At 76.0% G+C, this 24,233-nt stretch carries 27 protein-coding genes; 20 read left to right on the forward strand and 7 right to left on the reverse strand.

Annotation, left to right across the window (positions count from 1 at the left end; all coding sequences use genetic code 11):
* Positions 1-118: 118 nt before the first annotated feature.
* Positions 119-1,267, forward strand: coding sequence for a TRAFAC clade GTPase domain-containing protein (locus UXQ13_RS22090; RefSeq protein WP_225235447.1), 1,149 nt, complete (start codon positions 119-121; stop codon positions 1,265-1,267).
* The gene (locus UXQ13_RS22095) at positions 1,264-1,614 is read left to right on the forward strand and encodes a hypothetical protein (protein ID WP_225235448.1); all 351 of its coding nucleotides are present in this window, start codon (positions 1,264-1,266) and stop codon (positions 1,612-1,614) included. Before UXQ13_RS22090 ends, UXQ13_RS22095 begins: the two co-directional genes overlap by 4 nt.
* A gap of 77 nt (positions 1,615-1,691) precedes the next feature.
* Here UXQ13_RS22095 and UXQ13_RS22100 read toward each other — a convergent pair whose 3' ends face one another.
* The 4 genes from UXQ13_RS22100 to UXQ13_RS22115 form a co-directional block, all read right to left on the reverse strand.
* Complete coding sequence (locus tag UXQ13_RS22100) at positions 1,692-1,988, reverse strand: YiaA/YiaB family inner membrane protein (RefSeq protein WP_225235449.1); 297 nt, start codon at positions 1,986-1,988, stop codon at positions 1,692-1,694.
* Between the two features lie 88 nt (positions 1,989-2,076).
* The gene (locus UXQ13_RS22105; protein ID WP_225235450.1) at positions 2,077-2,373 is read right to left on the reverse strand and encodes a hypothetical protein; all 297 of its coding nucleotides are present in this window, start codon (positions 2,371-2,373) and stop codon (positions 2,077-2,079) included.
* A 41-nt stretch (positions 2,374-2,414) separates the two neighbouring features.
* Positions 2,415-2,828, reverse strand: coding sequence for an STAS domain-containing protein (locus tag UXQ13_RS22110; protein WP_225235451.1), 414 nt, complete (start codon positions 2,826-2,828; stop codon positions 2,415-2,417).
* Between the two features lie 134 nt (positions 2,829-2,962).
* Entirely contained in the window at positions 2,963-3,979 is a 1,017-nt protein-coding gene (locus UXQ13_RS22115) for an NAD-dependent epimerase/dehydratase family protein (protein WP_225235452.1), read from the reverse strand.
* 196 nt (positions 3,980-4,175) lie between these two features.
* On the opposite strand from UXQ13_RS22115, the gene UXQ13_RS22120 reads away from it, so the two are divergent.
* The 15 genes from UXQ13_RS22120 (at position 4,176) to UXQ13_RS22190 (ending at position 18,910) form a co-directional block, all read left to right on the forward strand.
* A complete protein-coding gene (locus UXQ13_RS22120) occupies positions 4,176-5,834 on the forward strand; it encodes a carbamoyltransferase family protein (protein WP_225235453.1) in 1,659 nt (552 codons plus the stop codon).
* Positions 5,831-7,336 (forward strand): HAD-IIIA family hydrolase, encoded by a 1,506-nt coding sequence (locus tag UXQ13_RS22125; RefSeq protein ID WP_225235454.1) that lies wholly within the window; start codon positions 5,831-5,833, stop codon positions 7,334-7,336. Before UXQ13_RS22120 ends, UXQ13_RS22125 begins: the two co-directional genes overlap by 4 nt.
* Entirely contained in the window at positions 7,333-8,331 is a 999-nt protein-coding gene (locus UXQ13_RS22130; RefSeq protein WP_225235455.1) for a glycosyltransferase family 9 protein, read from the forward strand. The genes UXQ13_RS22125 and UXQ13_RS22130 overlap by 4 nt, the downstream gene beginning before the upstream one ends.
* Positions 8,328-9,278, forward strand: a complete 951-nt coding sequence (locus UXQ13_RS22135) for a glycosyltransferase (protein ID WP_225235456.1) — start codon at positions 8,328-8,330, stop codon at positions 9,276-9,278. The genes UXQ13_RS22130 and UXQ13_RS22135 overlap by 4 nt, the downstream gene beginning before the upstream one ends.
* Positions 9,275-10,492: a glycosyltransferase gene (locus UXQ13_RS22140; protein ID WP_225235457.1), complete on the forward strand. Its 1,218-nt coding sequence runs from the start codon at positions 9,275-9,277 to the stop codon at positions 10,490-10,492. Before UXQ13_RS22135 ends, UXQ13_RS22140 begins: the two co-directional genes overlap by 4 nt.
* Positions 10,489-11,088 (forward strand): D-sedoheptulose-7-phosphate isomerase, encoded by a 600-nt coding sequence (locus tag UXQ13_RS22145; protein WP_225235458.1) that lies wholly within the window; start codon positions 10,489-10,491, stop codon positions 11,086-11,088. The genes UXQ13_RS22140 and UXQ13_RS22145 overlap by 4 nt, the downstream gene beginning before the upstream one ends.
* Complete coding sequence (locus UXQ13_RS22150; protein WP_225235459.1) at positions 11,085-12,371, forward strand: PfkB family carbohydrate kinase; 1,287 nt, start codon at positions 11,085-11,087, stop codon at positions 12,369-12,371. Before UXQ13_RS22145 ends, UXQ13_RS22150 begins: the two co-directional genes overlap by 4 nt.
* On the forward strand, positions 12,368-13,294 hold the full coding sequence (locus UXQ13_RS22155; protein ID WP_225235460.1) for a glycosyltransferase family 9 protein: 927 nt from the start codon (positions 12,368-12,370) through the stop codon (positions 13,292-13,294). Before UXQ13_RS22150 ends, UXQ13_RS22155 begins: the two co-directional genes overlap by 4 nt.
* Positions 13,291-14,226: a glycosyltransferase family 2 protein gene (locus UXQ13_RS22160; RefSeq protein WP_225235461.1), complete on the forward strand. Its 936-nt coding sequence runs from the start codon at positions 13,291-13,293 to the stop codon at positions 14,224-14,226. The genes UXQ13_RS22155 and UXQ13_RS22160 overlap by 4 nt, the downstream gene beginning before the upstream one ends.
* Positions 14,223-15,119 (forward strand): polysaccharide pyruvyl transferase family protein, encoded by an 897-nt coding sequence (locus tag UXQ13_RS22165; RefSeq protein ID WP_225235462.1) that lies wholly within the window; start codon positions 14,223-14,225, stop codon positions 15,117-15,119. The genes UXQ13_RS22160 and UXQ13_RS22165 overlap by 4 nt, the downstream gene beginning before the upstream one ends.
* Before the next feature lie 51 nt (positions 15,120-15,170).
* Positions 15,171-15,539, forward strand: a complete 369-nt coding sequence (locus tag UXQ13_RS22170) for a hypothetical protein (protein ID WP_225235463.1) — start codon at positions 15,171-15,173, stop codon at positions 15,537-15,539.
* A 76-nt stretch (positions 15,540-15,615) separates the two neighbouring features.
* The gene (fabG, locus tag UXQ13_RS22175) at positions 15,616-16,320 is read left to right on the forward strand and encodes a 3-oxoacyl-ACP reductase FabG (protein ID WP_225235464.1); all 705 of its coding nucleotides are present in this window, start codon (positions 15,616-15,618) and stop codon (positions 16,318-16,320) included.
* Between the two features lie 2 nt (positions 16,321-16,322).
* Positions 16,323-17,099 carry an enoyl-ACP reductase FabI gene (gene fabI, locus UXQ13_RS22180; protein ID WP_225235465.1) on the forward strand — a complete coding sequence of 259 codons (777 nt, stop codon included), beginning with the start codon at positions 16,323-16,325 and terminating at the stop codon, positions 17,097-17,099.
* Between the two features lie 7 nt (positions 17,100-17,106).
* Positions 17,107-18,288, forward strand: a complete 1,182-nt coding sequence (locus tag UXQ13_RS22185; protein WP_225235466.1) for a ferrochelatase — start codon at positions 17,107-17,109, stop codon at positions 18,286-18,288.
* 163 nt (positions 18,289-18,451) lie between these two features.
* Entirely contained in the window at positions 18,452-18,910 is a 459-nt protein-coding gene (locus UXQ13_RS22190; protein ID WP_225235467.1) for a VOC family protein, read from the forward strand.
* 75 nt (positions 18,911-18,985) lie between these two features.
* Here UXQ13_RS22190 and UXQ13_RS22195 read toward each other — a convergent pair whose 3' ends face one another.
* Complete coding sequence (locus tag UXQ13_RS22195; protein WP_225235468.1) at positions 18,986-19,741, reverse strand: hypothetical protein; 756 nt, start codon at positions 19,739-19,741, stop codon at positions 18,986-18,988.
* Positions 19,742-19,802: 61 nt separating this feature from the next.
* On the opposite strand from UXQ13_RS22195, the gene UXQ13_RS22200 reads away from it, so the two are divergent.
* Both UXQ13_RS22200 and UXQ13_RS22205 read left to right on the forward strand, forming a co-directional pair.
* Positions 19,803-20,234, forward strand: coding sequence for an NfeD family protein (locus tag UXQ13_RS22200; RefSeq protein WP_225235469.1), 432 nt, complete (start codon positions 19,803-19,805; stop codon positions 20,232-20,234).
* Positions 20,235-20,315: 81 nt separating this feature from the next.
* Positions 20,316-21,725: an SPFH domain-containing protein gene (locus tag UXQ13_RS22205; RefSeq protein WP_225235470.1), complete on the forward strand. Its 1,410-nt coding sequence runs from the start codon at positions 20,316-20,318 to the stop codon at positions 21,723-21,725.
* Positions 21,726-21,776: 51 nt separating this feature from the next.
* On the opposite strand, the gene UXQ13_RS22210 is transcribed toward UXQ13_RS22205, so the two are convergent.
* The gene (locus tag UXQ13_RS22210) at positions 21,777-22,685 is read right to left on the reverse strand and encodes an RNA polymerase sigma factor SigF (RefSeq protein ID WP_336392988.1); all 909 of its coding nucleotides are present in this window, start codon (positions 22,683-22,685) and stop codon (positions 21,777-21,779) included.
* A gap of 86 nt (positions 22,686-22,771) precedes the next feature.
* Positions 22,772-23,260: an ATP-binding protein gene (locus UXQ13_RS22215; protein WP_336392989.1), complete on the reverse strand. Its 489-nt coding sequence runs from the start codon at positions 23,258-23,260 to the stop codon at positions 22,772-22,774.
* 151 nt (positions 23,261-23,411) lie between these two features.
* Between UXQ13_RS22215 and UXQ13_RS22220 the strand changes: the two genes are divergently transcribed.
* Positions 23,412-24,185, forward strand: coding sequence for an ATP-binding protein (locus UXQ13_RS22220; RefSeq protein WP_225231757.1), 774 nt, complete (start codon positions 23,412-23,414; stop codon positions 24,183-24,185).
* Positions 24,186-24,233 lie beyond the last annotated feature (48 nt).

Below are 24,233 nucleotides of genomic sequence, written 5' to 3' on the forward strand. Positions count from 1 at the left end.
CGGGCGTCTTTGGCGGGTCTGCAGCGCGAGAAACGCCAACCCAGTTCCTCGCTCCGACGAAGCCGTGGCCGGTCTGGCGAACCGGATAGGCCATCGTGGCCGGACCTAGGCTGCGGGCATGGAGCTGAGCAGAGCGCTGGAGCAGCACATCGCGGTTCTCGGGGAAAGCGGGAGCGGCAAGACCGTGCTGGTCTCGGCCTTCTACGGCGCCGCCCAGGAGCCTGGCTGGGCCAACCAGAAGCAGTTCCATCTGCTGGCAGACCGGGTGGGTGAGGGCAACAAGCTCCACCAGAACTACCTCGGCATGAAGAATTCGGACCGGCTCCCGGCCACGACGAGGTTCGCAGCGACGTCCTACTCGTTCTCGATCAAGCTGATGCACGGCGCTGCGTCGAAGGCGGCCGCTGCGCAGCCCTTCCAGGCACTCCGTCTGGTGTGGCACGACTACCCAGGTGAGTGGTTCGACGGGGACGTCAGCGGACCCGAAGAGGCTCGACGGCGGGTCGATACCTTCCGCGAGCTGCTGGGATCCGATGTGGCACTCCTCTTGGTCGACGGCCAACGTCTACTGGACAATGTTGGCGAGGAAGAGCGCTACTTGAAGGCACTGCTCACCAACGTTGGCAACAACCTGCTGAGCCTCAAGGACGAATTGCTCGACGACGGCAAGCCGCTCGTCGAGTTCCCCCGCATCTGGCTGCTCGCGCTGTCGAAAGCCGACCTCCTGCCCGATCTCGACGTCATCGGGTTCCGCGACCTGGTGGTGGAAAAGGCTGCGGGGGAGATCGACCACCTGCGGTCGGTCATCGCGGGCCTGGTCGAGGACAGCGACGCACTCTCCGTCGGCGAGGACATTCTTCTGCTGTCCTCCGCGAGGTTCGAGGCCGGCCGGATCGAGGTCGGCGAGCGGGTCGGCCTGGATCTGGTCCTGCCGCTGGCGGCCATGCTGCCCCTGGAACGGCACGCCCGATGGGTGGCGAGGCAGAACGTGCAATCCAAGGTCGCGGAAAACTTGCTCCAAGGAGTAGGTCCTATCCAAGAGGTCCTCAGCGGGGTCCTGAGCGGCCTGCCCGGGCCGTTCGGCAAGCTCTGGAAGCTGGTCGGACCCAACGTCAACCTGCTCACCGACTGGGCAACAGAGCGCCTGCGGGAGGCGAATGCCGAAGCCTCGGCCAAGGGCGACCACCTCAGGGCCGTGCTGTCCAGGTTCGGGATCGACCTCGACGACGCCGAGCGGGACCGCGTGCTGATGAGGAGTCTGCGATGACCTTCCTCTGGGCCACTCGCGGACAGACCTGGGGGTTCCGCTTCCTGCGCAACGGTGGATTCGACGATCCGCTGCCCGTCTACGACCGCGCGTTCACAGGGGCAGGTGACGAGCCAGAGGTCTGGCACCGGCCTGCTCACCCGGACTCGCCAGCAGCGCTGCGGTTCCCGGACCCACTCGGGCGACGTGACCGGTCGGGTCGGGTCATCCCGCACGAGTTCGTCGTCCTCCCGCCGCTGGTCGACGGCATCTACTCCGTCGATGAGGGCGTACAGGTGCTCTGGGGTCTGGTGGCCGACGAGTTCGGCCGGGTCTGGGACCTGCCCGAGCCGCCGAGTGCTGGATGAGAGCGGTCAACCGGCACGGATGACCGCTCTGCTTCCGCACTCGACGAGGCTTGAGCCGCGGGGACGGGGCCGGGCCGTCAGAGCTGCTGGGCGCGGTAGGGGTCGTGCTCGGCGAGCAGGCGCTCCAGGCGGGCCTCGTCCAGCCGGGAGATCACGGTCGAGCCCTCCTGCGCATCGCGGATGACCTTGGCCAGGGTGAACGACGAGGTGATGGTGAACAGCGCCGTCATGCCCAGGAACAGCCGCTGCCAGATGTCCAGCGGCAGGTAGGCCACCCCCACCAGCAGGCCCACCGCGCTGATGCCGAACGCGATCGCGGCCTGGGCGAAGAACGCGGAGGTGTTCTTGTTCTTGAGCGGGTTGTCCTTGGTCACGGCGGGCTCCTGCGGGCTCGGGACGCCGGGTGCGTCCGCTGCCGACGACGATGCGCGAGCCGGAGCACCCGGCCGACCGCAGGACTACTCAACCCGCGTGGGTGCTCCCCGCCATCGCGCGCTCGACCACGGGGGACCGGCGGACCCGGATCTCCCGGCCGCGCAGGGCCGCCGCGTCCAGGTGGTCGAGCACCAGGTCCACCGCGTCCGGCGACAGCGCGGTCACCGAACCGGCGTCGACGGCGGCCACGACGTGCGGCTCGCGGCCGTGCCGGCGCCGGAAGTCGGCGACCACCTCGCCCGACACGTCGCCGGCCAGGCACAGCACCCCGCCGCCGGAGGTGTTGATCAGTCGCACGATCCCGCTCGCTCGGCCCAGGTCCACGCACCCGAGTCTGCTCCCGGCCGGACCCCGGCGGCCAGGCCTCAGCAGTCCGTGCAGACCTCCTGCAGCAGCCCGGTGATCTCCAACGGGCGGCGGACGGCGCGGCGCTCGCCGCAGTGGATCCGGAACGGCACGTCCAGGCCCCGGGCGGTCTGCCGGGCCGCCACCAGCGCGTGCAGGCCGGCGGCGTCGAGGAAGGTGACCGCGCTCAGGTCGACCAGGAGCGGACGGGCACCGGGCTGCTGCAGCTGGCCCAGCAGGCAGGCCTGCAACGTGGGGCTGGTCTCGCGGTCGACCTCGCCGCGGACGAGGACGGTGGTGGTGCCGGACCCGGCCGGCCGGACGACGGCTGCCCCGAACGCCTCGTCGGGGAGCGGCGGGTGCGGGACGGCGTGCAGGAACCGGACCGGGGCGGGCGCCGCGGACGGGGAGAGCGAGGGGGAAGAGGCAGGCACGGCAGGACCTCGAGACGTACTGCTCACCGCGGGTGGCGGTGGTGGCGCGCACTCGGCGCGTCTCCGGCCTGGGTCTCGACCGGCGGCGCCGACGCTACCGCCGTCCGGGGACGGCGGGCAAGGGTGCCCGGGGCTCACCCGACCAGCCGCGCCGCACCCCGTTCGGGCAGGCGCGGGGCGGTGGCGCGGAACCAGTCGACCGTGCGGGCCAGGCCGTCGGCGAAGGGCACCTGCGGCTCCCAGCCCACCGCGGACCGGATCGCGGAGATGTCCGGGCAGCGCACCGTCGGGTCGTCCACCGGTCGGCCGACGAACTCCACCCCCGGGTCCGTGCCGACCGCCTCGCCCACGGCCTGCGCGATGGCCAGCACCGAGCGCTCCTCCGGGTAGCCCACGTTGAACGGCCCCGGCAGCCCGGACGCCGCGACGGCCAGCACCCCGCGCACCGTGTCGTCGACGTAGCAGACCGACCGGGTCTGCGACCCGTCCCCGGCCACCGTCATCGGCTGGCCGCTGAGCGCCTGCGCGACGAAGGTCGGGATCGCCCGACCGTCCTCCCGGCGCATCCGCGGCCCGTAGGTGTTGAAGATCCGCACGATCGCGGTGTCCACCCCGTGCGCCGTCCGGTACGCCGTGGTGATCGCCTCGCCGAACCGCTTGGCCTCGTCGTAGACCCCGCGCGGGCCGACCGGGTTGACGTGCCCCCAGTAGCTCTCCGGCTGCGGGTGCACCTGGGGGTCGCCGTAGGTCTCCGACGTCGACGCCAGCACCATCCGCGCCCCGGTGCGGCGGGCGGCCTCCAGCGCGTGCCAGGTGCCCACGCTGCCCACCCGCAGCGTCTCCACCGGCAGCCGGAGGTAGTCCGCGGGGGAGGCCGGGGAGGCGAAGTGCAGCACCAGGTCGACGTCGTCGGCGGTGGTGAACGGCTCGCTCACGTCGTGGTGCACGAAGCTGAACCGTGGGTCGTCGCGCAGGTGGTCGACGTTGCCGCCGTCGCTGGTGCACAGGTCGTCCATGCAGGTCACCCGGGTGCCGGCGACGAGCAGCTGCTCGCACAGGTGCGACCCGAGGAAGCCGGCGCCCCCGGTGACGAGGGCGTGCCGGTGGGCCGGACCCGGGCGGGCGGAGGCGGGCGAGTCGGCGGCGGGCATGGCAGCTCCTCGGACGAGGGCGGCGGCCGCGGGTTCGAGCCGGACCGACCGTAGCGACCCCCGCGGTGGGCGGCCATCCGGTGCCCCGACGTGCGGGACCGGTCGCGGTCGTGCTGTGATCGTCCCCGCCAGCCGAACCCGCCGCTGCGTGACGACCCGGGGCGCCCCGCGCCCCCGGACGCCTGCGAGGTGGCCTGTGCGCGTGCTCGGCATCAACGCCCTCTTCCACGACCCCGCGGCCGCGCTGGTCGTGGACGGCGCCGTCGTCGCCGCGGCCGAGGAGGAGCGCTTCAGCCGTCGCAAGCACGGCAAGCGCCCCGTCCCGTTCTCCGCCTGGGAGACCCCCGACCTGGCCGCGGCCTGGTGCCTGCGCCACGCCGGCGTCCGGCCCGAGGACCTGGACGCCGTCGCCTACTCCTACGACCCGGCGCTGCACCTGGGCCCCGAGCAGGCCGGCGTGCACGACCCGTGGGACCACCTCCGGCTGACCTACGCCGAGCAGGCCCCGGGCTTCCTCGCCGAGGGCATCCCGGGGCTGGACCCGGACAAGGTCCGGTTCGTCCCGCACCACGTCGCGCACGCGGCCTCCGCCGCGCTGGCCGCGCCCTGGGGCGGCAGCTGCGCCGTCCTCGTGCTCGATGGCCGCGGCGAGCGGCACAGCCACCTGGCCGGGGTCTACCGGGACGGCGTCCTGGAGGTGCTGGCCTCCCAGCAGCTGCCGCACTCCCTCGGCCTGCTGTACGAGGACGTCACCGCGCACCTGGGCTTCCTGCGCAGCTCCGACGAGTTCAAGGTCATGGCGCTGGCCTCCTACGGCACGCCCCGGCACGCCGAGGCATTGCGCCCGCTCGTGCACGCCACCGGGGACGGCGGGTTCGTCACCGCCGGCGTCGACCTGGGCGCGCTGACCAAGCCGCGGCACCCCGACGAGGAGTGGACGGCGGAGCACGCCGACCTCGCGGCCAGCGTCCAGCTGGTCGTCGAGGAGGTGTTGCTGGACCTGGCCCGCTGGCTGCGGGAGACGACGGGGGAGACCCGGCTGGCGATGGCCGGCGGGGTGGCGCTGAACTGCGTGGCCAACAGCCGGCTGGCCGCCGGGTCCGGGTTCGCCGAGCTGTGGGTGCAGCCCGCCGCCGGGGACGCCGGCACCGCCCTGGGCGGGGCGCTGGAGCTGTCCTGGCGCGGCGGCGAGCCCACCGCGCCGTTCCCCGGCGCGGACCTGGGCCGCGGCTGGTCCGACGCCGAGATCGAGGCCGTGCTGCGGACGGCGCAGGTCGCCTACCGGCGCAGCGACGACGTCGCCGAGGAGGTCGCGCAGTGCCTGGCCGACGACGGCGTCGTCGCCTGGTACCAGGGGCGCAGCGAGTTCGGCCCGCGCGCACTGGGCCACCGCTCGCTGCTCGCGCACCCCGGGCGCGCGGCGAACCTGGAGCGGCTCAACGACGTCAAGGGCCGGGAGCAGTTCCGCCCGGTGGCCCCGATGGTGCGGCTGGACCGCGCCCGCGAGGTGTTCCCGCAGGGCCCGGTGCCCAGCCCCTACATGCTCTTCGTGCACGACGTCGCCGCGGACTGGCGGGACCGCATCCCGGCCGTGGTGCACGTCGACGGCACCGCGCGGATCCAGTCCGTGGACCCGGCGACCGAGCCGCTGGTCGCCCGCATGCTCACCGGCTTCGAGCGGCGCACCGGGCTGCCGGTCGTGGTCAACACCAGCCTGAACACCGCCGGCCGGCCGATGGTCGACAGCCCGCGGGACGCCCTGGAGTGCTTCGGGTCCGGACCGGTCGACCTGCTGGCGATCGGGCCGTTCGTCGTCCACCGACGGTGGGCGCACGAAGGGCTGGCCCGTTCGTGAGCGGGCCCCGGTACGCCGTCGTCGTGCCCTCCGTGGGGCGGCCCTCCCTGCGGGTGCTGCTCGACGCGCTCGCCGCCGCGACCGGTCCCCGACCGGAGTGGCTGGTGGTCGTGGACGACCGGGCGGTGCCGGGCGGGACCCCGGCCGTGGACGTGCGCGACCTGCCGGCCGACGTCGCCGAGCACGTGCTGGTGCTGCGCAGCGGTGGCCGTGGCCCGGCGGCGGCCCGCAACACCGGCTGGCGGGCAGTGCCGGCCGACGTGGACTGGATCGCCTTCCTCGACGACGACGTGCTGGTCGGCCCGGCCTGGTGCGCCGACCTCGTCGCGGACCTGGCCGCCGCCGACCGGCACGGGCTGGCCGCCAGCCAGGCCGAGATCGACGTCCCGCTGCCGGCCGACCGCCGGCCCACCGACTGGGAGCGCGGCACCGCCGGGCTGTCCGGCGCGTGGTGGATCACCGCGGACATGGCCTACCGGCGTGACGCCCTCGTGGCCGTCGACGGCTTCGACGAGCGGTTCCCGCGGGCGTTCCGGGAGGACGCCGACCTGGCCCTCCGGGTGCAGGACACCGGGCGGCGGCTGGTGGTCGGACGGCGGCGCACCACCCACCCGGTCCGGCCCCCCGGCCGGTGGACCAGCCTGCGCCAGCAGCGCGGCAACGCCGACGACGTGCTGATGGCCCGGGTGCACGGGCGGCTGTGGCACGACCGGGCCGGTGCCGCGACCGGCTGCCGTCCCCGGCACCTGGTCATCACCGCCGCCGGGCTGCTCGCGCTGGCCACCCGCAGCCGGGTCGCCGCCGCGGTCTGGGCCGCGGGCACCGCCGAGTTCGCCCGGGCCCGGATCGCCCCCGGACCGCGGGACCGCACCGAGGTGCTCACCATGCTCGCGACCAGCGTCGCGATCCCGCCGGCCGCCACCTGGTGGTGGCTGCGCGCGCTGCTGCGCCGCACCCCGCCGCGACCGGTGGCCGCCGAGCCGCAGGCCAAGGCGCTGCTGGTGGACCGGGACGACACCCTGGTCGTCGACGTGCCCTACAACGGCGACCCCGCGCGGGTCCGCCCGCTGCCCGGTGCGGTGCAGGCTGTGCAGGCGGCGCGGGCGGCCGGGCTGCCGGTCGGCGTGGTCACCAACCAGTCCGGGCTGGCCCGCGGTGCGTTCACCGCCGAGGACATGGCCGCGGTGCACGCCCGGGTCGACGAGCTGTTCGGCGCGTTCGACACCTGGGCGGTCTGCCCGCACGGACCCGAGGACGGCTGCGCCTGCCGCAAGCCCGCGCCGGGGTCGGTGCTCGCCGCCGCGGCGACGCTGGGCGTCGAGCCGGAGGACTGCGTGCTGGTCGGCGACATCGGCGCCGACGTGGAGGCCGCCCGGGCCGCCGGCGCCCGGTCGGTGCTGGTGCCCAGCGCGGTCACCCGGACCGCGGAGGTCGCACAGGCGCCGGTCGTCGCGCGGGACCTCGGCGACGCGGTGGCCGCCGTCCTGGGGTCCCGGCGGTGACCCGGGCCCTGGTGGTGCGGCTGGACAGCCTCGGCGACGTCGTGGTCTGCGGCCCGGCGGTGCGGGCCGTGGCCGCCTCGGCCGGGTCGGTGACCGTGCTCGCCGGACCGCGCGGCGCGGAGGCGGCCCGGCTGCTGCCCGGGGTGGACGAGGTGCTGGTCTTCGACGCGCCCTGGATCACCGCCGACGCCGCACCGGTCGACCCCGCGGCCGTCGACCGCCTCGTCGACGAGCTGCGCGGCCGGTTCGACACCGCCCTGGTGCTCACCTCGTTCCACCAGAGCGCGCTGCCCACCGCGCTGCTGCTCCGGCTGGCCGGGGTGCCGCGCACCGCCGCGGTCAGCACCGACCACCCGGGCAGCCTGCTCGACGTCCGGCTGCCCGAGCCCCCCGACGACCCGGAGCCGGTCCGGATGCTCGCGGTGGCCGCGGGTGCCGGCTTCGCCCTCCCGTCCGGGGACGACGGCGCCCTCCGCCTGGTCGAGGACCTCCCCGCCGTCGGCGACCTGCCCGCGCACCCCGTCGTCGTCCACCCGGGCGCGGACGCGGCGGCGCGCGCCTACCCGCGGTGGGCCGAGGTCGTCGAGCTGCTCGCCGACGAGGGCGTCGACGTCGTCGTCACCGGCGGCCCGGACGAGCGGGCGCTGACCGCCGCCGTGGCCGGGGGACGGGCGCTGGACCTCGGCGGGCGGCTGACGGTCGCCGAGCTCGCCGCGGTGCTCCGGGCCGCCGACGTCCTGGCCGTCGGCAACACCGGCCCCGCGCACCTGGCGTCCGCCGTCGGCACGCCGGTGGTCAGCCTGTTCTCCCCGGTGGTGCCGCTGGTCCGCTGGGCCCCGCACACACCGCACCGCGTCGTCCTGGGGGACCAGTCCGCCGCCTGCGCCGGCAGCCGGGCGCGGACCTGCCCGGTCCCCGGGCACCCGTGCCTGGCCGGCGTCGAGCCCGCGGCGGTCGCCGCCGCGGTGCAGCAGCTGGTGGGGGTGGCGGCGTGAAGGTCCTGGTCTGGCACGTGCACGGCTCGTGGCTGACCGCCCTCGTGCAGGGGCCGCACCGCTACCTGGTGCCGGTCGTCCCCGGCCGCACCGGCGACGGGCTGGGCCGGGCCCGGACCTGGGTCTGGCCGGGGTCGGTGGTCGAGGTGACCCCGGAGGAGCTGCGCGACACCGAGGTCGACGTCGTCGTCCTGCAGCGCCCGCGCGACCTGGAGCTGCTGCGGGAGTGGGCCGGCTGGGAGCCCGGTGTCGACGTGCCCGCGGTCTACGTGGAGCACGACACCCCGCCCACCCCGGCCGCCAGCCGGCACCTGCTGGCCGACCGCACGGACATCCCGCTGGTGCACGTCACCCACTTCAACCGGGTCGCCTGGGACGCCGGCCGCGCGCCCACCCGGGTGCTCGAGCACGGCGTGGTCGACCCGGGGCAGCGCTGGACCGGTGAGGTCCCGCGGCTCGGCGTGGTCAGCAACGACCCGGTCACCCGCGGCCGCACGGTCGGCACCGACCTGCTGCCGCGGTTCGCGCACCTGGGCGTGGACGTCTTCGGCATGCGGGTCACCGGCATGTCGGCCGCGCTGGGCACCGAGCTGGGGGAGCACGAGGACCTCCCGCAGGACGACATGCACGACGAGCTCGCCCGACGACGGGTCCACCTGCACCTCCCGCGGTGGACCTCGCTCGGGCTGTCCCTGGTGGAGGCGATGACGATGGGCATGCCCGTGGTGGCCCTGGCCGCGACCGAGGTGCCGACGGCGGTGCCCCCCGGCGCGGGGGTGGTGGCCGCCGACGTGGACGCGCTGGTCGAGGGCGCGCGCCGGCTGCTGGCCGACCCCGACGCCGCCCGCGCCGCCGGCGAGGTGGCCCGCGCCGCGGCGCTGGACCGGTTCGGGCTGGCCCGCTTCCTGGCCGACGCCGACGCCCTGCTCGAGGGGGTGGCCCGGTGAGGATCGCCATGCTGTCCGAGCACGCCAGCCCGCTGGCCACCCTGGGCGGGGTCGACGCCGGCGGGCAGAACGTGCACGTCGCGATGCTCGCCCGGGCGCTGGCCGACCGTGGGCACGCCGTCACCGTGCACACCCGCCGGGACGACGTCGACCTGCCCGACCGGGTCGCGTTCGTCCCCGGGGTGGAGGTCGTCCACCTGGACGCCGGCCCCCCGAAGGAGGTCGCCAAGGACGACCTCTGGCCGCACGTGCCCGAGCTGGCCGCCGCGCTGCGCACGCAGTTGCAGGCCGACCGGCCCGACGTGCTGCACGCCCACTTCTGGATGAGCGGCCGGGCCGCCGTCGACGCCGCCCGCGGGCTCGGCGTCCCCGTGGTGCAGACCTTCCACGCCCTCGGGTCGGTCAAGCGCCGCTGGCAGGGCGCCGCCGACACCAGCCCGTCGGTCCGCGTCCGGGTGGAGACCGCGGTGGCCTGCGCCGCCGCCGGGGTGGTCGCCACCTGCCGCGACGAGGTCACCGAGCTGGTGGCGCTGGGGGTGGACCCGGAGCGCGTCGCGGTGGTGCCCAGCGGGGTGGACACCACCGTCTTCCACCCCACCGGCCCGACCGCGCCGCGGGGGGACCGGCCGCGGCTGCTGGTGATCGGCCGGCTGGTCCCGCGCAAGGGGCTGGCCGACGTCCTCACCGCCCTGGTCTCGGTGCCCGACGCCGAGCTGGTGGTGCTCGGCGGCCCGGCCGCGGACGAGCTGGTGGCCGACCCCGCGGCGGCCGAGCTGCGCGCCCGCGCCGCGGCGCTGGGCGTGGCCGACCGGGTGCAGCTGGTCGGCCGGGCCGACCGGGACGCCGTCGCCGGGTGGATCCGCTCGGCGGACCTGGTGGTCTGCGCCCCCTGGTACGAGCCCTTCGGCATCGTCCCGCTGGAGGCGATGGCCTGCGGCGTCCCGGTGGTGGCGACCGCCGTCGGCGGCCTCACCGACACCGTCGTCGACGGCGGCACCGGGCTCCTGGTGCCGCCGCGCGACCCCGACCAGCTGGCCGGGGCGCTGCGGGAGCTGCTCGCCGACCCGCAGCGCCGGGCCGCGATGGGCGCCGCCGGCCGCAGCCGCACGACCCGCTCCTACGACTGGCAGGAGGTCGCCCGCATGACCGAGTCCGCCTACCGGCGCTTCGCCGGTGCCCACCGGGCCGCCCGTCCCCGGGCCGGTGCCCGGTGACCCGGCCGCCGACCCCGGTGGGGATCGAGCACGTGCAGCACCTGTCCGCGGCGCTCGCCGTCGCCGGGCCCGCCGTGGCCACCGCCACCGGGTGGGGCCGGCAGCTCGCCGGGGCGCTGGGCGCCGGCGCGCGGCTGTTCGCCGCCGGCAACGGGGGCAGCGCCGCCCAGGCCGCGCACCTCACCGCCGAGCTGGTCGGCCGCTACCGCGACGACCGGCGGCCGTTCTCCGCGGTCGCCCTGCACGCGGAGGTGTCGGCGCTGACCGCGATCACCAACGACTACGGCCAGGAGGAGGGGTTCGCCCGCCAGCTGGAGGCGCACGCCCGGCCCGGGGACGTCGCCGTCCTGCTGTCCACCTCGGGCGGCAGCCCGAACGTGGTGCGGGCGGCCCACCGGGCCCGCGAGTGCGGGGTCACCTGCTGGGCGATGACCGGCCGGGGCCCCAACGCGCTCACCGAGCTCGCCGACGACTCCCTCACCGTGGAGTCGCCGTTCACCGCCACCGTGCAGGAGCTGCACCTGGTGCTGCTGCACGTGCTGTGCGCGGGCCTGGACGCCGAGCTCGACGCCCAGCTGCTGGCCCGGTCGTCGTGAGCGTCCTGGTGGTGGTCGGCGACTGCCTGCTCGACGTGGACACCGAGGGCCGGGCGGCGAAGCTGTCGCCGGACGGCCCGGTGCCGGTGGTGCAGACGACCACCGAGCAGACCCGGGCCGGCGGCGCGGGGCTGACGGCGGCGCTGGCCGCGGCCGACGGCGGCCGGGTCGTGCTGGTCGCCCCGCTCGCCGACGACGCGGACGGTCGGACCCTGCGGTCGGTGCTCCCGGACGGCGTGGAGCTGGTCGCCGTCCCGTGGGCCGGCTCCACCCCGGTCAAGCACCGGATCCGGGCCGGCGGGCAGACCGTGGCCCGGGTCGACCGCGGCGGCGACCGCGGTGCGGTGGGTCCGCTGCCGCCGGAGGTCGCCACCGTGCTGGCGCAGGCCGACGCGGTGGTCGTCGCCGACTACGGCTATGGCGCCACGTCCTGCCGGGAGCTGCGCGAGCTGCTGGCGGCCACCGCCCGACGCCGTCCGGTGGTCTGGGACCCGCACCCGCGCGGGGCCGCCCCGGTCCCGGGGTGCCGGCTGGTCACGCCCAACGCGGTCGAGGCGCTGGGCGTCGACCCCGGCCCGCGCCCGGACCTCGCGGCGGTGGCCGACCGGGCGCTGGCGCTGCGCCGGGAGTGGGCCGCCGGCGCCGTCGCGGTCACCCTCGGGCCCGGGGGCGCGCTGGCCACCGCGGGGGAGGACGGCGTGCTCGCCGTCCCGGCCCCGCCGGTGGTCGCCGGGGACACCTGCGGCGCCGGGGACCGGTTCGCCTCCGCCGCCGGCTGGGCGCTCGCGGCGGGGGCCCTGCCGTCGGAGGCGGTGGCCGTGGCGGTCGCGGCGGCCTCGGACTTCGTCGCCGCACCGGCCCCGGTGCCGCCGACGTCGGGGGTGCTGGTGGCCACCGGTGGCTGCTTCGACCTGCTGCACGCCGGCCACGTCGCCACCCTGGAGGCCGCCCGGGCGCTGGGCGACCGGCTGGTGGTCTGCGTGAACTCCGACGCCTCGGTCGCCCGGCTCAAGGGACCCGGCCGGCCGCTGCAGCCGCAGGCCGACCGGGTCCGCATCCTGCGGGCGCTGGCCTGCGTGGACGACGTCGTGGTCTTCGACGAGGACACCCCCGAGCAGGTGCTGCGCACCGTGCGGCCGGCGCTGTGGGTGAAGGGCGGCGACTACGCCGGGGTGACCGTGCCCGAGGCCGAGGTGCTCGCCGGCTGGGGCGGCCGGGTGGTGACCGTGCCGTTCCTGGCCGGTCGGTCCACGACCCGGTTGACCGAGCTGGCCCGGGCGTGAGCACCTGCGTCGTGCTGCGCGCGATCGGGCTGGGTGACCTGCTGGCCGGGCTGCCGGCGATGGCCGTGCTGCGCCGGGCGCTGCCCGGGTGGCAGGTCGTGGCCGCCGTGCCCGGCCGGTTCGCCGGGGTGCTCACCGGTGCGGGGCTGGCCGACGTCGTCGTCCCCACCGAGGGGCTGGACGACGTCCGAGGGCTGCCCGCCGAGCCCGAGCTCGCCGTCGACCTGCACGGCAACGGCCCCGCCTCCCGCGCACCCCTGCTGGCCCTGGACCCCGGTCGGCTGATCGGGTACGTCCGGCCCGGCGAGGTGCCCACCCCCGACCGCTCGGTGTGGGACGACGACGAGCACGAGGTGGCCCGCTGGTGCCGGCTGCTGGCCGAGCACCTGCCCGGGGCCGGCGCGGCCCCGCCGGTCTGGGGCCTGCTGCCCGACCCGCGGCCGGTGCGCCCCAGGTCGACGGTGGTGCACCCCGGTGCGGCGTCGGGCTCCCGCCGCTGGCCGGTGGACCGGTGGGCCGCGGTCGCCCGGGCGCTGGCCGACGACGGGCACCGGGTCGTGGTGACCGGGACGCCGGGGGAGCAGGACCTGGTCGACGCGGTGGCCGGGGCGGCGCGGGCCGTGGCGGCCACCGACCTGTCCGTCGAGGGGCTGTTCGGGTTGGTGGCCGGGGCCCGGCTGGTGCTGTCCGGGGACACCGGCACCGCCCACGTGGCGTCGGCGTTCGGGACGCCGTCGGTGGTGCTGTGCGGGCCGGTCTCCCCGGCCCGGTGGGGCCCGCCGTCCCGGGACCGGCACCGGGTGCTGTGGCCGGCCGACGACCCAAGGTACCGCGGCGACCCGCACGGCGCCGCGCTCGACCCGGTGCTGGCGCGCACCACCGTCGCCGACGTGCTGGCCTGCGCCCGGGAGGTGGCGGCGTGACCGACCTGGCCGAGCGGTTGACCGTCGTCCTGCTGACCCACGACTGCGCGCCGTGGCTGCCGCACACCCTGGACCGGCTGGCCGACCTCGGCCTGCCGGTGGTCGCGGTGGACAACGCGTCGGCCGACGGCACCCGCGAGCTGCTCGCCGCCCGCCCGTTCGTCCAGCTGCGCGCGCTGCCGACCAACACCGGCGCGGCCGGCCGCAACGAGGGCGTGCGCGCCGCGCTGACCCCCTACGTCGTGTTCTGCGACGACGACGGCTGGTGGGAGCGGGCCGGGCTGGAGCTCGCCGTCGCGCTGCTGGACGCCCACCCCAGGCTCGCGCTGGTCAACGCCCGGATCGTGGTGGGGGAGGAGTGCGCGCCGGACCCGATCTCCGCGGAGATGGCCGACAGCCCGCTGCCGGAGACCGACGGCGTCCCGGGCACGGTCCTGTACAGCTTCATGGGCGGCGCCTCGGTGGTCCGGGTCGCGGCCTACGAGCAGGTCGGCGGTTACGCCCCGGCCTTCTTCATCGGCGGCGAGGAGGAGACGCTGGCGCACCCGCTGCTGCGGGAGGGCTGGCTGATGCGGTACGTGGACGACGTGGTCATGCACCACCACCCGAGCCTGGCCAACTTCGGACGGATCCGGCACCTGGGCATCCGCAACACCCTGTGGAACGCCTGGCTGCACCGCCCCCGGCGCAGCGCGCTGCGCTGGACCGCCTTCGTGCTGCGGTCCTCCCCGCGGGACGTCGAGCTGGTCCGCGCGGTGCTGCTGGCGCTGCGGGGGGTGCCGTGGGTGCTGGCCCGCCGCCGTCCGCTGCCGGCCGACGTCGACGCCGGGCTGCGGGTGCTGGAGGAGCGCCGGTTCGCCGCCCGGGACGCCGCCCGCCTGGCCGGTCTGCCCGCCGGGTCCGCCCCGAAGTACCCGGTGGCCGCGTCGTGACCCGGGTCCTGGTCGCCGGCTGGTTCAGCTTCACCGAGGTCATCGCCACCGTCGGGGACGAGCGGGCCGCCGAGGTGGTGGCCGACTGGCTGGGCGACGCCGGGGTCGACCACGACGTGGCGTGGGCGGACTACCTGCACCGGGGCGTGGACCTGGCCGACGTCGACCCGGCCCGCTACACCCACCTGGTCTGGGTCTGCGGTCCGCTGCTGCACGCCGACCTCCTCGCCGGCCTGCTCGACCGGTTCGCCGCGGCGACCCGGTTCGCGGTGGGGGTGTCGGTGGTCGACGCGGCCGTGGCCGACCGGTTCGACGCGGTCTGGCCGCGCGACCACCCCGGCTCGGCACCCCGGCCCGACCTGGCCATCGTGCCGGCGCGGGAGGGCCCCGCGGTGGTCGCCACGGTCTTCGCGCCGGTGCAGCCGGAGTACGGCGACCGGGGTCGGCAGGAGCAGGTGCAGGCCGCCGTGGAGCAGTGGATCGCCGACCGGGCTCTGGGCTCCTTCGACGTGGCCACCGACCTGCTCACCCCGAGCGGGCGGCCCCGCCGGGTGGGCCAGGTGCAGGCCGCGCTGGCCCGGGCCGACGTGGTGGTCAGCTCGCGGCTGCACGGCCTGGTCCTCGGCCTGGGGTGCGGGCGGCCGGTGGTCGCCCTCGACCCGGTCCGCGGCGGGGCCAAGGTCACCGCCCAGGCGCAGGCGCTGGGCTGGCCGGTGCTGCTGGGCGCAGACGACGTGGACGCCGATGCGCTGGACGCCGCGCTGGACCGCTGCCTGTGGCCGGGGCGCCCGGTGCTGCCCGCGTGGGACGTCGTCGCCCGGTCGACCGAGGACCAGCGGGTGGCCCTGGTCGAGGCCCTGGGGGGCCGGTGTCGGCACGGGCGGGCAGGGTAGGGAGCGCTGGGCCCCGACCGGGGCCGACACCCGCTCCCCGGAGGACCACCCGTGCCCGCTCTCACCACGCTCACCGGCGCCGCCACCGCGGCCTACTCCGCCGCCCTCCTGGTCTCGCCGGACCTGCTGCTCAAGCCGTGCGGCCTGGCCAGCACCCACGACAGCCGGGCGCTGACCCGGCTGGTCGGCGCCCGCGACACCGCCATCGGGCTGGCCATGGTGCTGGCCCCGGCCGGTGCCGCCCGGCGGGCCGCGGTCGGTGCCCGGGTGGCCAGCGACTGGGGCGACGCCGCCGTCCTCGGGGCCGCGCTGAAGGGTCGCCCCACCCAGGCCAAGGTCCTCGGCTTCGCAGCTGCCTGGGGCGCCCTGTGCCTGGCCGCGTTGCGGTACGACGAGCGCTCCGCCGCTACCCGCCGGTAGCCCGCCCGGCCCGGCGGGCCCCCCGGGCCCCCGATAGGTTGCTCGCGACGGACGCCGGACGAGCACAGGAGCGACAGTGAGCAGATCGGTGCTGGTGACCGGGGGCAACCGGGGGATCGGGTTGGCGATTGCGCGGTCCTTCGCCGAGCAGGGTGACTCCGTCGCGGTGACCCACCGCGGCAGCGGTGCACCCGAGGGGCTCTTCGGCGTGCAGTGCGACGTGACCTCCGGCGCGGACGTCGACGCCGCCTTCACCGCCGTCGAGGAGCACCAGGGCCCGGTCGAGGTGCTGGTCAGCAATGCCGGCATCACCCGGGACGGGCTGCTCATGCGGATGGGCGAGGACGCCTTCACCGACGTCATCGACGCCAACCTGACGGCGGCCTACCGGGTGGCCAAGCGGGCCAGCGCCAAGATGGTGCGCGCCCGCAGCGGGCGGATGATCTTCGTGTCCTCGGTCGTCGGGCTCCTCGGGTCGGCCGGCCAGGTCAACTACGCGGCGTCCAAGTCCGGGCTGGTCGGGCTGTCCCGCTCGATCGCCCGCGAGCTGGGCGGCCGCGGGATCACCGCGAACGTGGTGGCGCCGGGCTTCGTGCGCACCGACATGACCGCGGAGCTCCCGGAGAAGCGGCAGCAGGAGATCCTCGGGCAGGTCCCGCTGGGTCGGTTGGCCGAGGCCGACGAGATCGCGAGCGTCGTGCGCTTCCTGGCGTCCGAGCAGGCGGGTTACATCACCGGGGCCGTCGTCCCGGTGGACGGCGGACTGGGAATGGGGCACTGAGCATGGGAATCCTCGAGGGCAAGACGGTCCTGATCGCCGGGGTGCTGACCGAGGCGTCGATCGCCTTCTCGGCGGCGCGCATCGCCCAGGAGCAGGGCGCCACCGTCGTCCTGTCGAACTTCGGGCGGGCGCTGAGCCTGTGCCAGCGGATCGCCAAGCGGCTGCCGCAGGAGGCCGCCGTCGTCGAGCTCGACGTGACGAACACCGAGCACCTGGCCACCCTGGCGGACCGGCTGCGCGAGGTGCTGCCCGAGGGCGCGAAGCTCGACGGCGTCGTGCACTCGATCGGCTTCGCGCCGCAGGAGGCCATGGGCGACGGCTTCCCGGAGGTGGCGTGGGAGCACGCGGCCACCGCCTTCCAGGTGTCGACCTGGTCGCTGGCCTCGCTCACCCAGGCCTGCCGGCCGCTGTTCGCCGAGAAGGCCTCGGTCGTCGGGCTGACCTTCGACGCCACGGTCGCCTGGCCGGTCTACGGCTGGATGGGTGCGGCCAAGGCGGCGCTGGAGTCCACCTCCCGCTACCTGGCCCGCGAGCTGGGTCCCGAGGGCGTCCGGGTGAACCTGGTCGCCGCCGGCCCGCTGCGCACCATGGCCATGAAGTCCATCCCGGGCAGCGCGCAGTTCGAGGAGGCCTGGGAGGGCCGGGCCCCGCTGGGCTGGTCGGTCACCGACACCGAGCCCTCGGGCAAGGCCATCGTGGCGCTGCTCAGCGAGTGGTTCCCGGCGACGACGGGTGAGATCGTGCACGTCGACGGTGGGTTCCACGCAGTCGGGGTATGACTGGGTGGTGACCGACTCCCTGCTGCATTCCCGACCCGCGCACCCGCTGCCCGACGGGGTCTCGATCACCCCCGAGGGCCAGCGCCCGGACCAGGAGCCCTCGCTCGCCGCCCGCAACAACGGCGGCGTCGTCCCCGGGTCCGCGCCGGCCCCGGCCGGTCGCCGCGAGGCCCTGCTGGTGCTCGGGTTCGGCGGCCCGGAGGGGCACGAGCAGGTGATGCCGTTCCTGGAGAACGTGACCCGCGGCCGCGGCATCCCGCCCGAGCGGCTGACGTCGGTCGCCGAGCACTACCACCACTTCGACGGCGTCAGCCCGATCAACGACCAGAACCGCGCGCTGGTCGCCGCGCTGCGCGGGGCCGGGGTCGACCTGCCGGTCTACTGGGGCAACCGCAACTGGGCGCCCTACGTCGAGGACGTCTGGCGCGAGATGGCCGCCGACGGCATCGAGCACGCCTACGTGCTGGCCACCTCGGCCTACGCCTCGTTCTCCGGCTGCCGGCAGTACCACGAGGACGTCGCCCGGGCCCGGGTCGCGCTGGAGTCCGACCCCGACGGCCCGACCGGCCCGACGGCGGAGAAGCTGCCGCACTACTTCGACGCCGAGGGCTTCGTGCGGGCCAACGCCGACGCCCTGGCCGCCGCGCTGGCCGAGCTGCCCGAGGACCTGCGGGACGGCGCCCGGCTGGTCGCCACCGCGCACAGCATCCCCGACGCGATGGCCGCCGTCGCCGGACCGGAGGGGCACACCTATGAGCGCGAGCTACAGGCCGCCGGGCGGCTCGTGGTGGACGCCGTCGCGCCGGGCCGGTCCTTCGACCTGGTCTGGCAGTCCCGGTCGGGGCCGCCGTCCGTGCCGTGGCTGGAGCCCGACGTCAACGACCACCTGCGGGCGCTGTCCGAGGCCGGCGAGCAGGCCGTCGTGCTGTTCCCGGTGGGCTTCATCTCCGACCACCTCGAGGTGATCTGGGACCTGGACAACGAGGCGCGGGAGACCGCCGGCGAGCTGGGTCTGGCCTTCGCCCGCGCGGGCACCGCCGGCACCCACCCGGCCTTCGTGGAGTCGCTGGTCGGCCTGCTCGCCGAGCGCCGCGCCGGCGGCGAGCCCCGGCTGGGCACCAACTGCCCGGCCAGCTGCTGCTTCGTCGAGCCCCGCCGTCCCCGCCCGGAGGCCGCGCCCACCAGTTGATCATCGTCAGCTGCAGGTGGGACGCGCCGTCCACCGGCGCGTCCCGCCTGCACGAGGCGATGATCAACTCCCGGCCGGGAGCACGGGCGGGATCGTGGTTGCCGGCGCATGGGCGGGGTGGCCAGACTGCGTGGCGCGGGGGGAGCGCCGACGGAGGCCCACCATGACCGTGACCACCCCACCACCGCTGGCCGGGATCAGCCATCTCGGGTTCAGCGTCCCCGACCTGGAGGCGGCCGCCGCCTTCTGGGTCGACGTCCTCGGCTTCGAGGTGACCACCCGGATGCCCGGCCTGGTGTTCGTGGTGCACCGCGCGGCCCGCATCGCGGTCGGGCTGACCGACCACGGTGGCCAGGTCGAGGGCCCGGTCACCCCGACCCGGCCGGGCCTGGACCACCTGGCCCTGGCGGTGCCCGGGCTGGTCGAGCTGGAGGGATGGGCCGCGCGCCTGGACGAGCTCGGGGTGGACAACTCGGGGATCACCCCGACCGACGCCGGCCACCACCTGAACCTGCACGGGCCGGACGGGTTCCCGGTCGAGCTGTTCGTGCTGTCGGCCGCCGCGGCCGCAGGCTTCGGCCTGGGGTCCGCGGACGAGGGGTTCGCCCGCCCGCCCGGTTGATCATCGTCAGCTGCAGGTGGGGCGCGCCGTCGACCGGCGTGCCCCGGCTGCACGAGGCGATGATCGACGGACGGGCTAGCGGGGGAGCCAGTTCCAGACGGCGGTCGTGGCTTCCCTCACCGCGTCGGACAGCGGGCGCAGGGCCTGCTCGCGCGCGGCCATCTGGCCGGCGGTGACCGCGGCGCCGGGGGAGTCGGCCAGCGCCAGGTCCAGCACGGTGGCCAGCCGGCGGGCCCGGGTGAGCACGGAGACCGCGACCGGGTCGGTGTCCGGCGGCAGCCCGGGGTCCTCGGCCCGCGCGGACAACCCGGCGAGCAGGGCGGGGACCTCGGGGTGCCAGCGGGCCAGGTCCAGCCCGGCCAGGGTGCGGGCGGCGTCGCCCACCGCCTGGTCCAGCCGGCCCGACAGCGACCGCAGCGTGCCCTCGACCGGCGGGGGTGCCAGGACGCCGGGGGGCACCTCGACCGCCGTCCACAGCACGGTCTCCGAGGTCGCCGCCGACGGCAGCAGCACCAGGGTGTCGCCGACCACGACCTGGCCGGCCTCCACGGCGGCCGCGGGCAGTCCGGGCACCGGGGGCAGCCCGTGCACGTCGCCGGGCACCGGCAGCACCAGCCGCATCCGCCGCTCGCCCCGGCCGCGCAGACCGGCCAGCACCGTGCCCAGCGGGGCGGCGGCGCCGGCGGCGTCCTGCACCAGGTGCGCGCGGTCGCCGGTCACCTCGGTCAGCGCGTCGTCGTAGGGCACCCGGCCACCCAGCCAGGCGGTCGACCAGGCGGCCAGGCGACCGGCGGGGTCACCCGCGGCGCGGCGGGTGCGGAGATCGGGCACCCGGTCGAGGGTAGGCGGGCGGCGACCTGGCGGCCGCGACCGGTTCTGCCAGACTCGGGGCATGGCCGCCTGGTTGCTCTGGTTGATCGCTGCGGGGCTCTTCACCGCCGGCGAGGTCGCCAGCCTGGACCTCGTCCTGCTCATGTTCGCCGGGGGCGCCCTGGGCGGCATGGGCGTCGCCCTGCTGGGCGGGGCCGTGGTGTTCCAGATCCTGGCCTTCGTCGTCGTCTCCCTGGGCCTGCTGCTGGTGGTGCGGCCGGTGGCCAAGCGGCACCTGACCGAGCGCACCCCCGAGCAGATCGACGGCGTCGAGGTCTACGTGGGGCGCACCGCCGAGGTCAGCGAGCGGGTGACCGGGCAGTCCGGCCAGGTCCGGATGGGCCACGACGAGTGGTCGGCGCGCACCCAGATCGAGGGCGAGACCTACGAGGTCGGCACGGTGGTCCGCATCGTGCAGATCGAGGGCCCGATCGCCTACGTGTCGCACGCCTGAGCGGACCGCCGCTGGCCCCGCGGAACCGCAAGGGGCAGGATCGGTGGTGATCACCGCCCCGACGTCAGGAGCCCACCCCCCGTGGAAGCCCTCATCGCACTGCTCGTGATCGCCGTCCTGGTGATCATCGTGCTCGCCAAGAGCGTCACGATCGTCCCGCAGGCCCAGGCCAAGGTGGTCGAGCGCTTCGGCCGCTACAGCCGCACGCTGTCGCCCGGCCTGGCGATCCTGGTCCCCTTCGCCGACCGGGTGCGCGCCACCATCGACCTGCGCGAGCAGGTCATCAGCTTCCCGCCGCAGCCGGTGATCACCGCCGACAACCTGCAGGTCGGGATCGACACCGTCGTGTACTTCCAGGTGACCGACCCGCGGCTGGCCGTCTACGGCATCGCGAACTACATCACCGGCATGGAGCAGCTGACCACCACGACGCTGCGCAACGTCGTCGGCGGGCTGAACCTCGAGGGCGCCCTGACCGGCCGCGACGGGATCAACTCCCAGCTGCGCTCGGTGCTCGACGGCACGACCGGCCCATGGGGCCTGCGCGTGGCCCGGGTGGAGATCAAGGCCATCGACCCGCCGCTGTCCATCCAGGACTCGATGGAGAAGCAGATGCGTGCCGACCGCGACAAGCGGGCGACGATCCTCACCGCCGAGGGCCAGCGGCAGTCGGCGATCATGACCGCCGAGGGCCAGAAGGCCAGCCAGATCCTCGCCGCCGAGGGCCACAAGACCGCGGCGATCCTGGAGGCCGAGGCCGAGCGGCAGTCCCGCATCCTGCGCGCCGAGGGTGAGCGCGCGGCGCTCTTCCTGCAGGCGCAGGGCCAGGCCAAGTCGATCGAGACCGTCTTCCAGGCCATCCACGACGGCAAGCCCGACCAGGGCCTGCTGGCCTACCAGTACCTGCAGACGCTGCCCAAGATCGCCCAGGGCGACGCGAACAAGATGTGGATCGTGCCCAGCGAGTTCTCCTCCGCGCTGGAGGGGCTGGCCAACCTCGGCGGCGCCGGCAAGGGCCCGGCCGCGGACGGCGAGCCCCGCCGGTCCTGGCTGGACGTCGACGCCCAGGAGTCCGCGCCCGCCTCGGCGCCGGCCCAGCGGCTGGACACCTCCGACTGGTTCGAGTCCCGGGTGCCCCGGGCCGCCGACCAGCCCGAGGCCAAGCTGGAGATGAGCACGCTGGACGACGTCGCGCCGGAGGCCCCGCACCCGTCGATGCCCAGCACGCCCTCGATCGCCGAGCTGACCGCCGACGTCCAGGAGTCCGGGGCCGCGGCCGACCCGCGCAACCAGCCGGCCGACGAGCCCGAGGACGGTGGGGACGACGGGACCCCGATGCCGCCCTCGCCCTACGGTCAGCAGGGCCCGCAGCAGGGTCAGCAGGGGTCGCAGGGCGGGCAGTACGACGGCCCGCCGCCGCAGTGGCAGCAGCAGCAGGGCCCGCCGCCCGGCTGGCAGCAGGGCCCGCCCCCGGGTTACCAGGGCCGCTGAGACACCGAACCCCCCGTGCCGACCGGCACGGGGGGTTCGTCGTGGTGGGGCTCAGTCGTCCTTGAGCAGGCCCTCGCGGAGCTTCGCCAGGGTCTGGGCGAGCAGCCGGGACACGTGCATCTGGGAGATGCCGATGTCGGCGGCGATCTGCGACTGCGTCATGTTGCCGAAGAACCGCAGGATGAGGATCCGGCGCTCGCGGGCCGGGATGGTGGCCAGCAGCGGCTGCAGCGACTCCCGGTACTCCACGCCCTCCAGCGCGGCGTCCTCCTGGCCCAGCGTCGCGGCCAGCGTGGGGGAGTCCTCCTCGCCGGACAGGCGCTCGTCCAGCGACGAGGACCGGTAGGCGTTGGCCACCTGCAGGCCCTCGAGCACCTCGGCCCGCGGGATGCCCAGGTACTCGGCCAGCTCGGACGGGTTGGGCGCCCGCCCGTTCTTCTGGGCCAGCTCGCCGACCGCGGCGTTCAGCGACAGGTGCAGCTCCTGCAGCCGGCGCGGCACCCGCACCGACCAGCCCTGGTCGCGGAAGTGCCGCTTGATCTCCCCGGTGATGGTGGGGACGGCGAAGGACAGGAACTCCACGCCGCGGGTGGGGTCGAACCGGTCGATCGCCGCGATCAGGCCCAGCGTGCCGACCTGCAGCAGGTCGTCGAAGGGCTCGCCGCGGTTGCTGAACCGGCGGGCGAAGTGCCGGACCAGGGGCAGGTGCTCCTGGACGAGGGTCTCCCGCAGCCGCTCGCGGCGCGGGTCGTCGGGGTCCAGGCCGGCGAGCTCGACGAACAGCGGCGCGGTGCGCTCGGCCCGGCGGCGGTTCTCCGACACCGGGGCGACCACCTCCGCGACCACCTCGGCGACCTCCGCCTCCGCGACCTCCTCCTCGGCGACCGCGGCCTCCGGGGAGGCCGCGGGTGCGGGGACGGCGTCCCCGTCGGGGGCGGGCGGGTTCTCGGGTGTCGTCACGGCATCCACGTCGGAGCTGGGTACGTCGGAGCTGGGCACGTCGGAGTTGGGCACAGAGGTGGTCGTGGCCAGGTCGGCCGTCCGGGTCACCGCGCCACCGAGAGGTCGGCGCCGCCGCCCCCGGGTGCGGTCCGCAGGGCCGGCGGGAGCTCCTTGGTCAGGGTGATGCTGGCCACCGGGCCGTCGCTGCCGTCGCCGGCGGGCACGTCGGCCTGGGTGGACGGCCCCGCCTCGACGGAGTCGACCAGGGCCGCGATGACGGCCCAGCCGAACCCGTCGCGCGGCACGTCGGTGCCGGCGGCGGTGGACACCCAGGCGTGGATCTCGAGGCCCTCGGGGCCGGCCTCGAACACCGTCACCAGCGGGGTGCCCGGCTGCGCGATGGCGGCGAGGGTGGCGCTGGCCTCGTCGACGGCCAGGCGGAGGTCCTCCACGGCGTCGAGGTCGAAGTCCATGCGCATCGCCAGGTCACCGGTCATCGCGCGGACGGCGGGCAGCTGGGTGCGGGACGTCGGCACCCGGAGCTCCAGGCGTTCGGTGCGGCGCGCGCTCGCGCCACCGGTCGTGTCGACCATCGGCTGGTTCGCTCCTCGTTCGTCGTCGGGGCGCCCGCCACGGGCGCCCGGACCAGTCTCCCGCACGCGCGCCCGTCGTGCGCGACCCCTGCCCCGGGCGGGTGGCCCCCGCAGTTGCCGGGTCCGGTGCGGTGGGGTGGGATGGCCGGTGATGAGCGCAGTCCCGGGCGACCCCCGTCCACGCGCCGTCCCCCTCGTCCTGGACCTCCCCGCGGTGCCCGCCTCCCTGGTCACCGTCCGACGAGCGCTGGGACGGTGGCTGGCCGACGCCCAGGTGTCGGCCGACGTGGGCGGCGCGCTGCAGGTCGCCCTGGGCGAGGCGTGCGCGAACGCGGTGGACCACGCCTACCCGCCCGGCGCCGAGGGCCCGATGCAGGTCCGGGTCACCCGGGACGACGACGGCCGGGTCACCGCCGTGGTCGCCGACCACGGCGGGTGGCGGACCCCGGACGTCGACCCCGGCGACCGCGGGCGCGGGCTGCTGATCATGCAGCAGCTGCTCGAGGACGTGGAGGTCGCCCGCGGCCCCGGCGGGACGACGGTCACCCTGCGCGTGCCCGCCCGCGAGCTCCCGGAGCGGGCCACGGCCTCGGCCGACGAGCTGTCCCTGCTGCATGTGGACCGGGCCGGACCGGTGCCCCGCGTCGTGGCCACCGGCCCGCTGCCCGACGACGTCGCGGCCGGCGTCCGGCTGCGGTTGCTCGAGGCGTCCCGCGGTGGCGTCGTCCCCGCGGTGCTCGACCTGGCCGCCGCGGACCGGGTGGGTGCGGTGGTGGTCGGCGTGGTCGCCGAGGTGGCGGCCATCGGGCGGGCCAACGGCTGGAGCCTGCACGTGCTGGCCGCGGCCGACCAGCCGCGCACCGCGCTGGCCGGCGCCGGCGTCGTCGTGGACGTGGAGGAGGACGAGGACCTGCCCACCCCCTAGATGAGTAAGTCCGATTGGATCAGTGGTCGTAGGCGATCAGTGATCTTG

The sequence above is a fragment of the Klenkia terrae genome, from assembly GCF_037083865.1.
GTDB lineage: Bacteria > Actinomycetota > Actinomycetes > Mycobacteriales > Geodermatophilaceae > Klenkia > Klenkia terrae.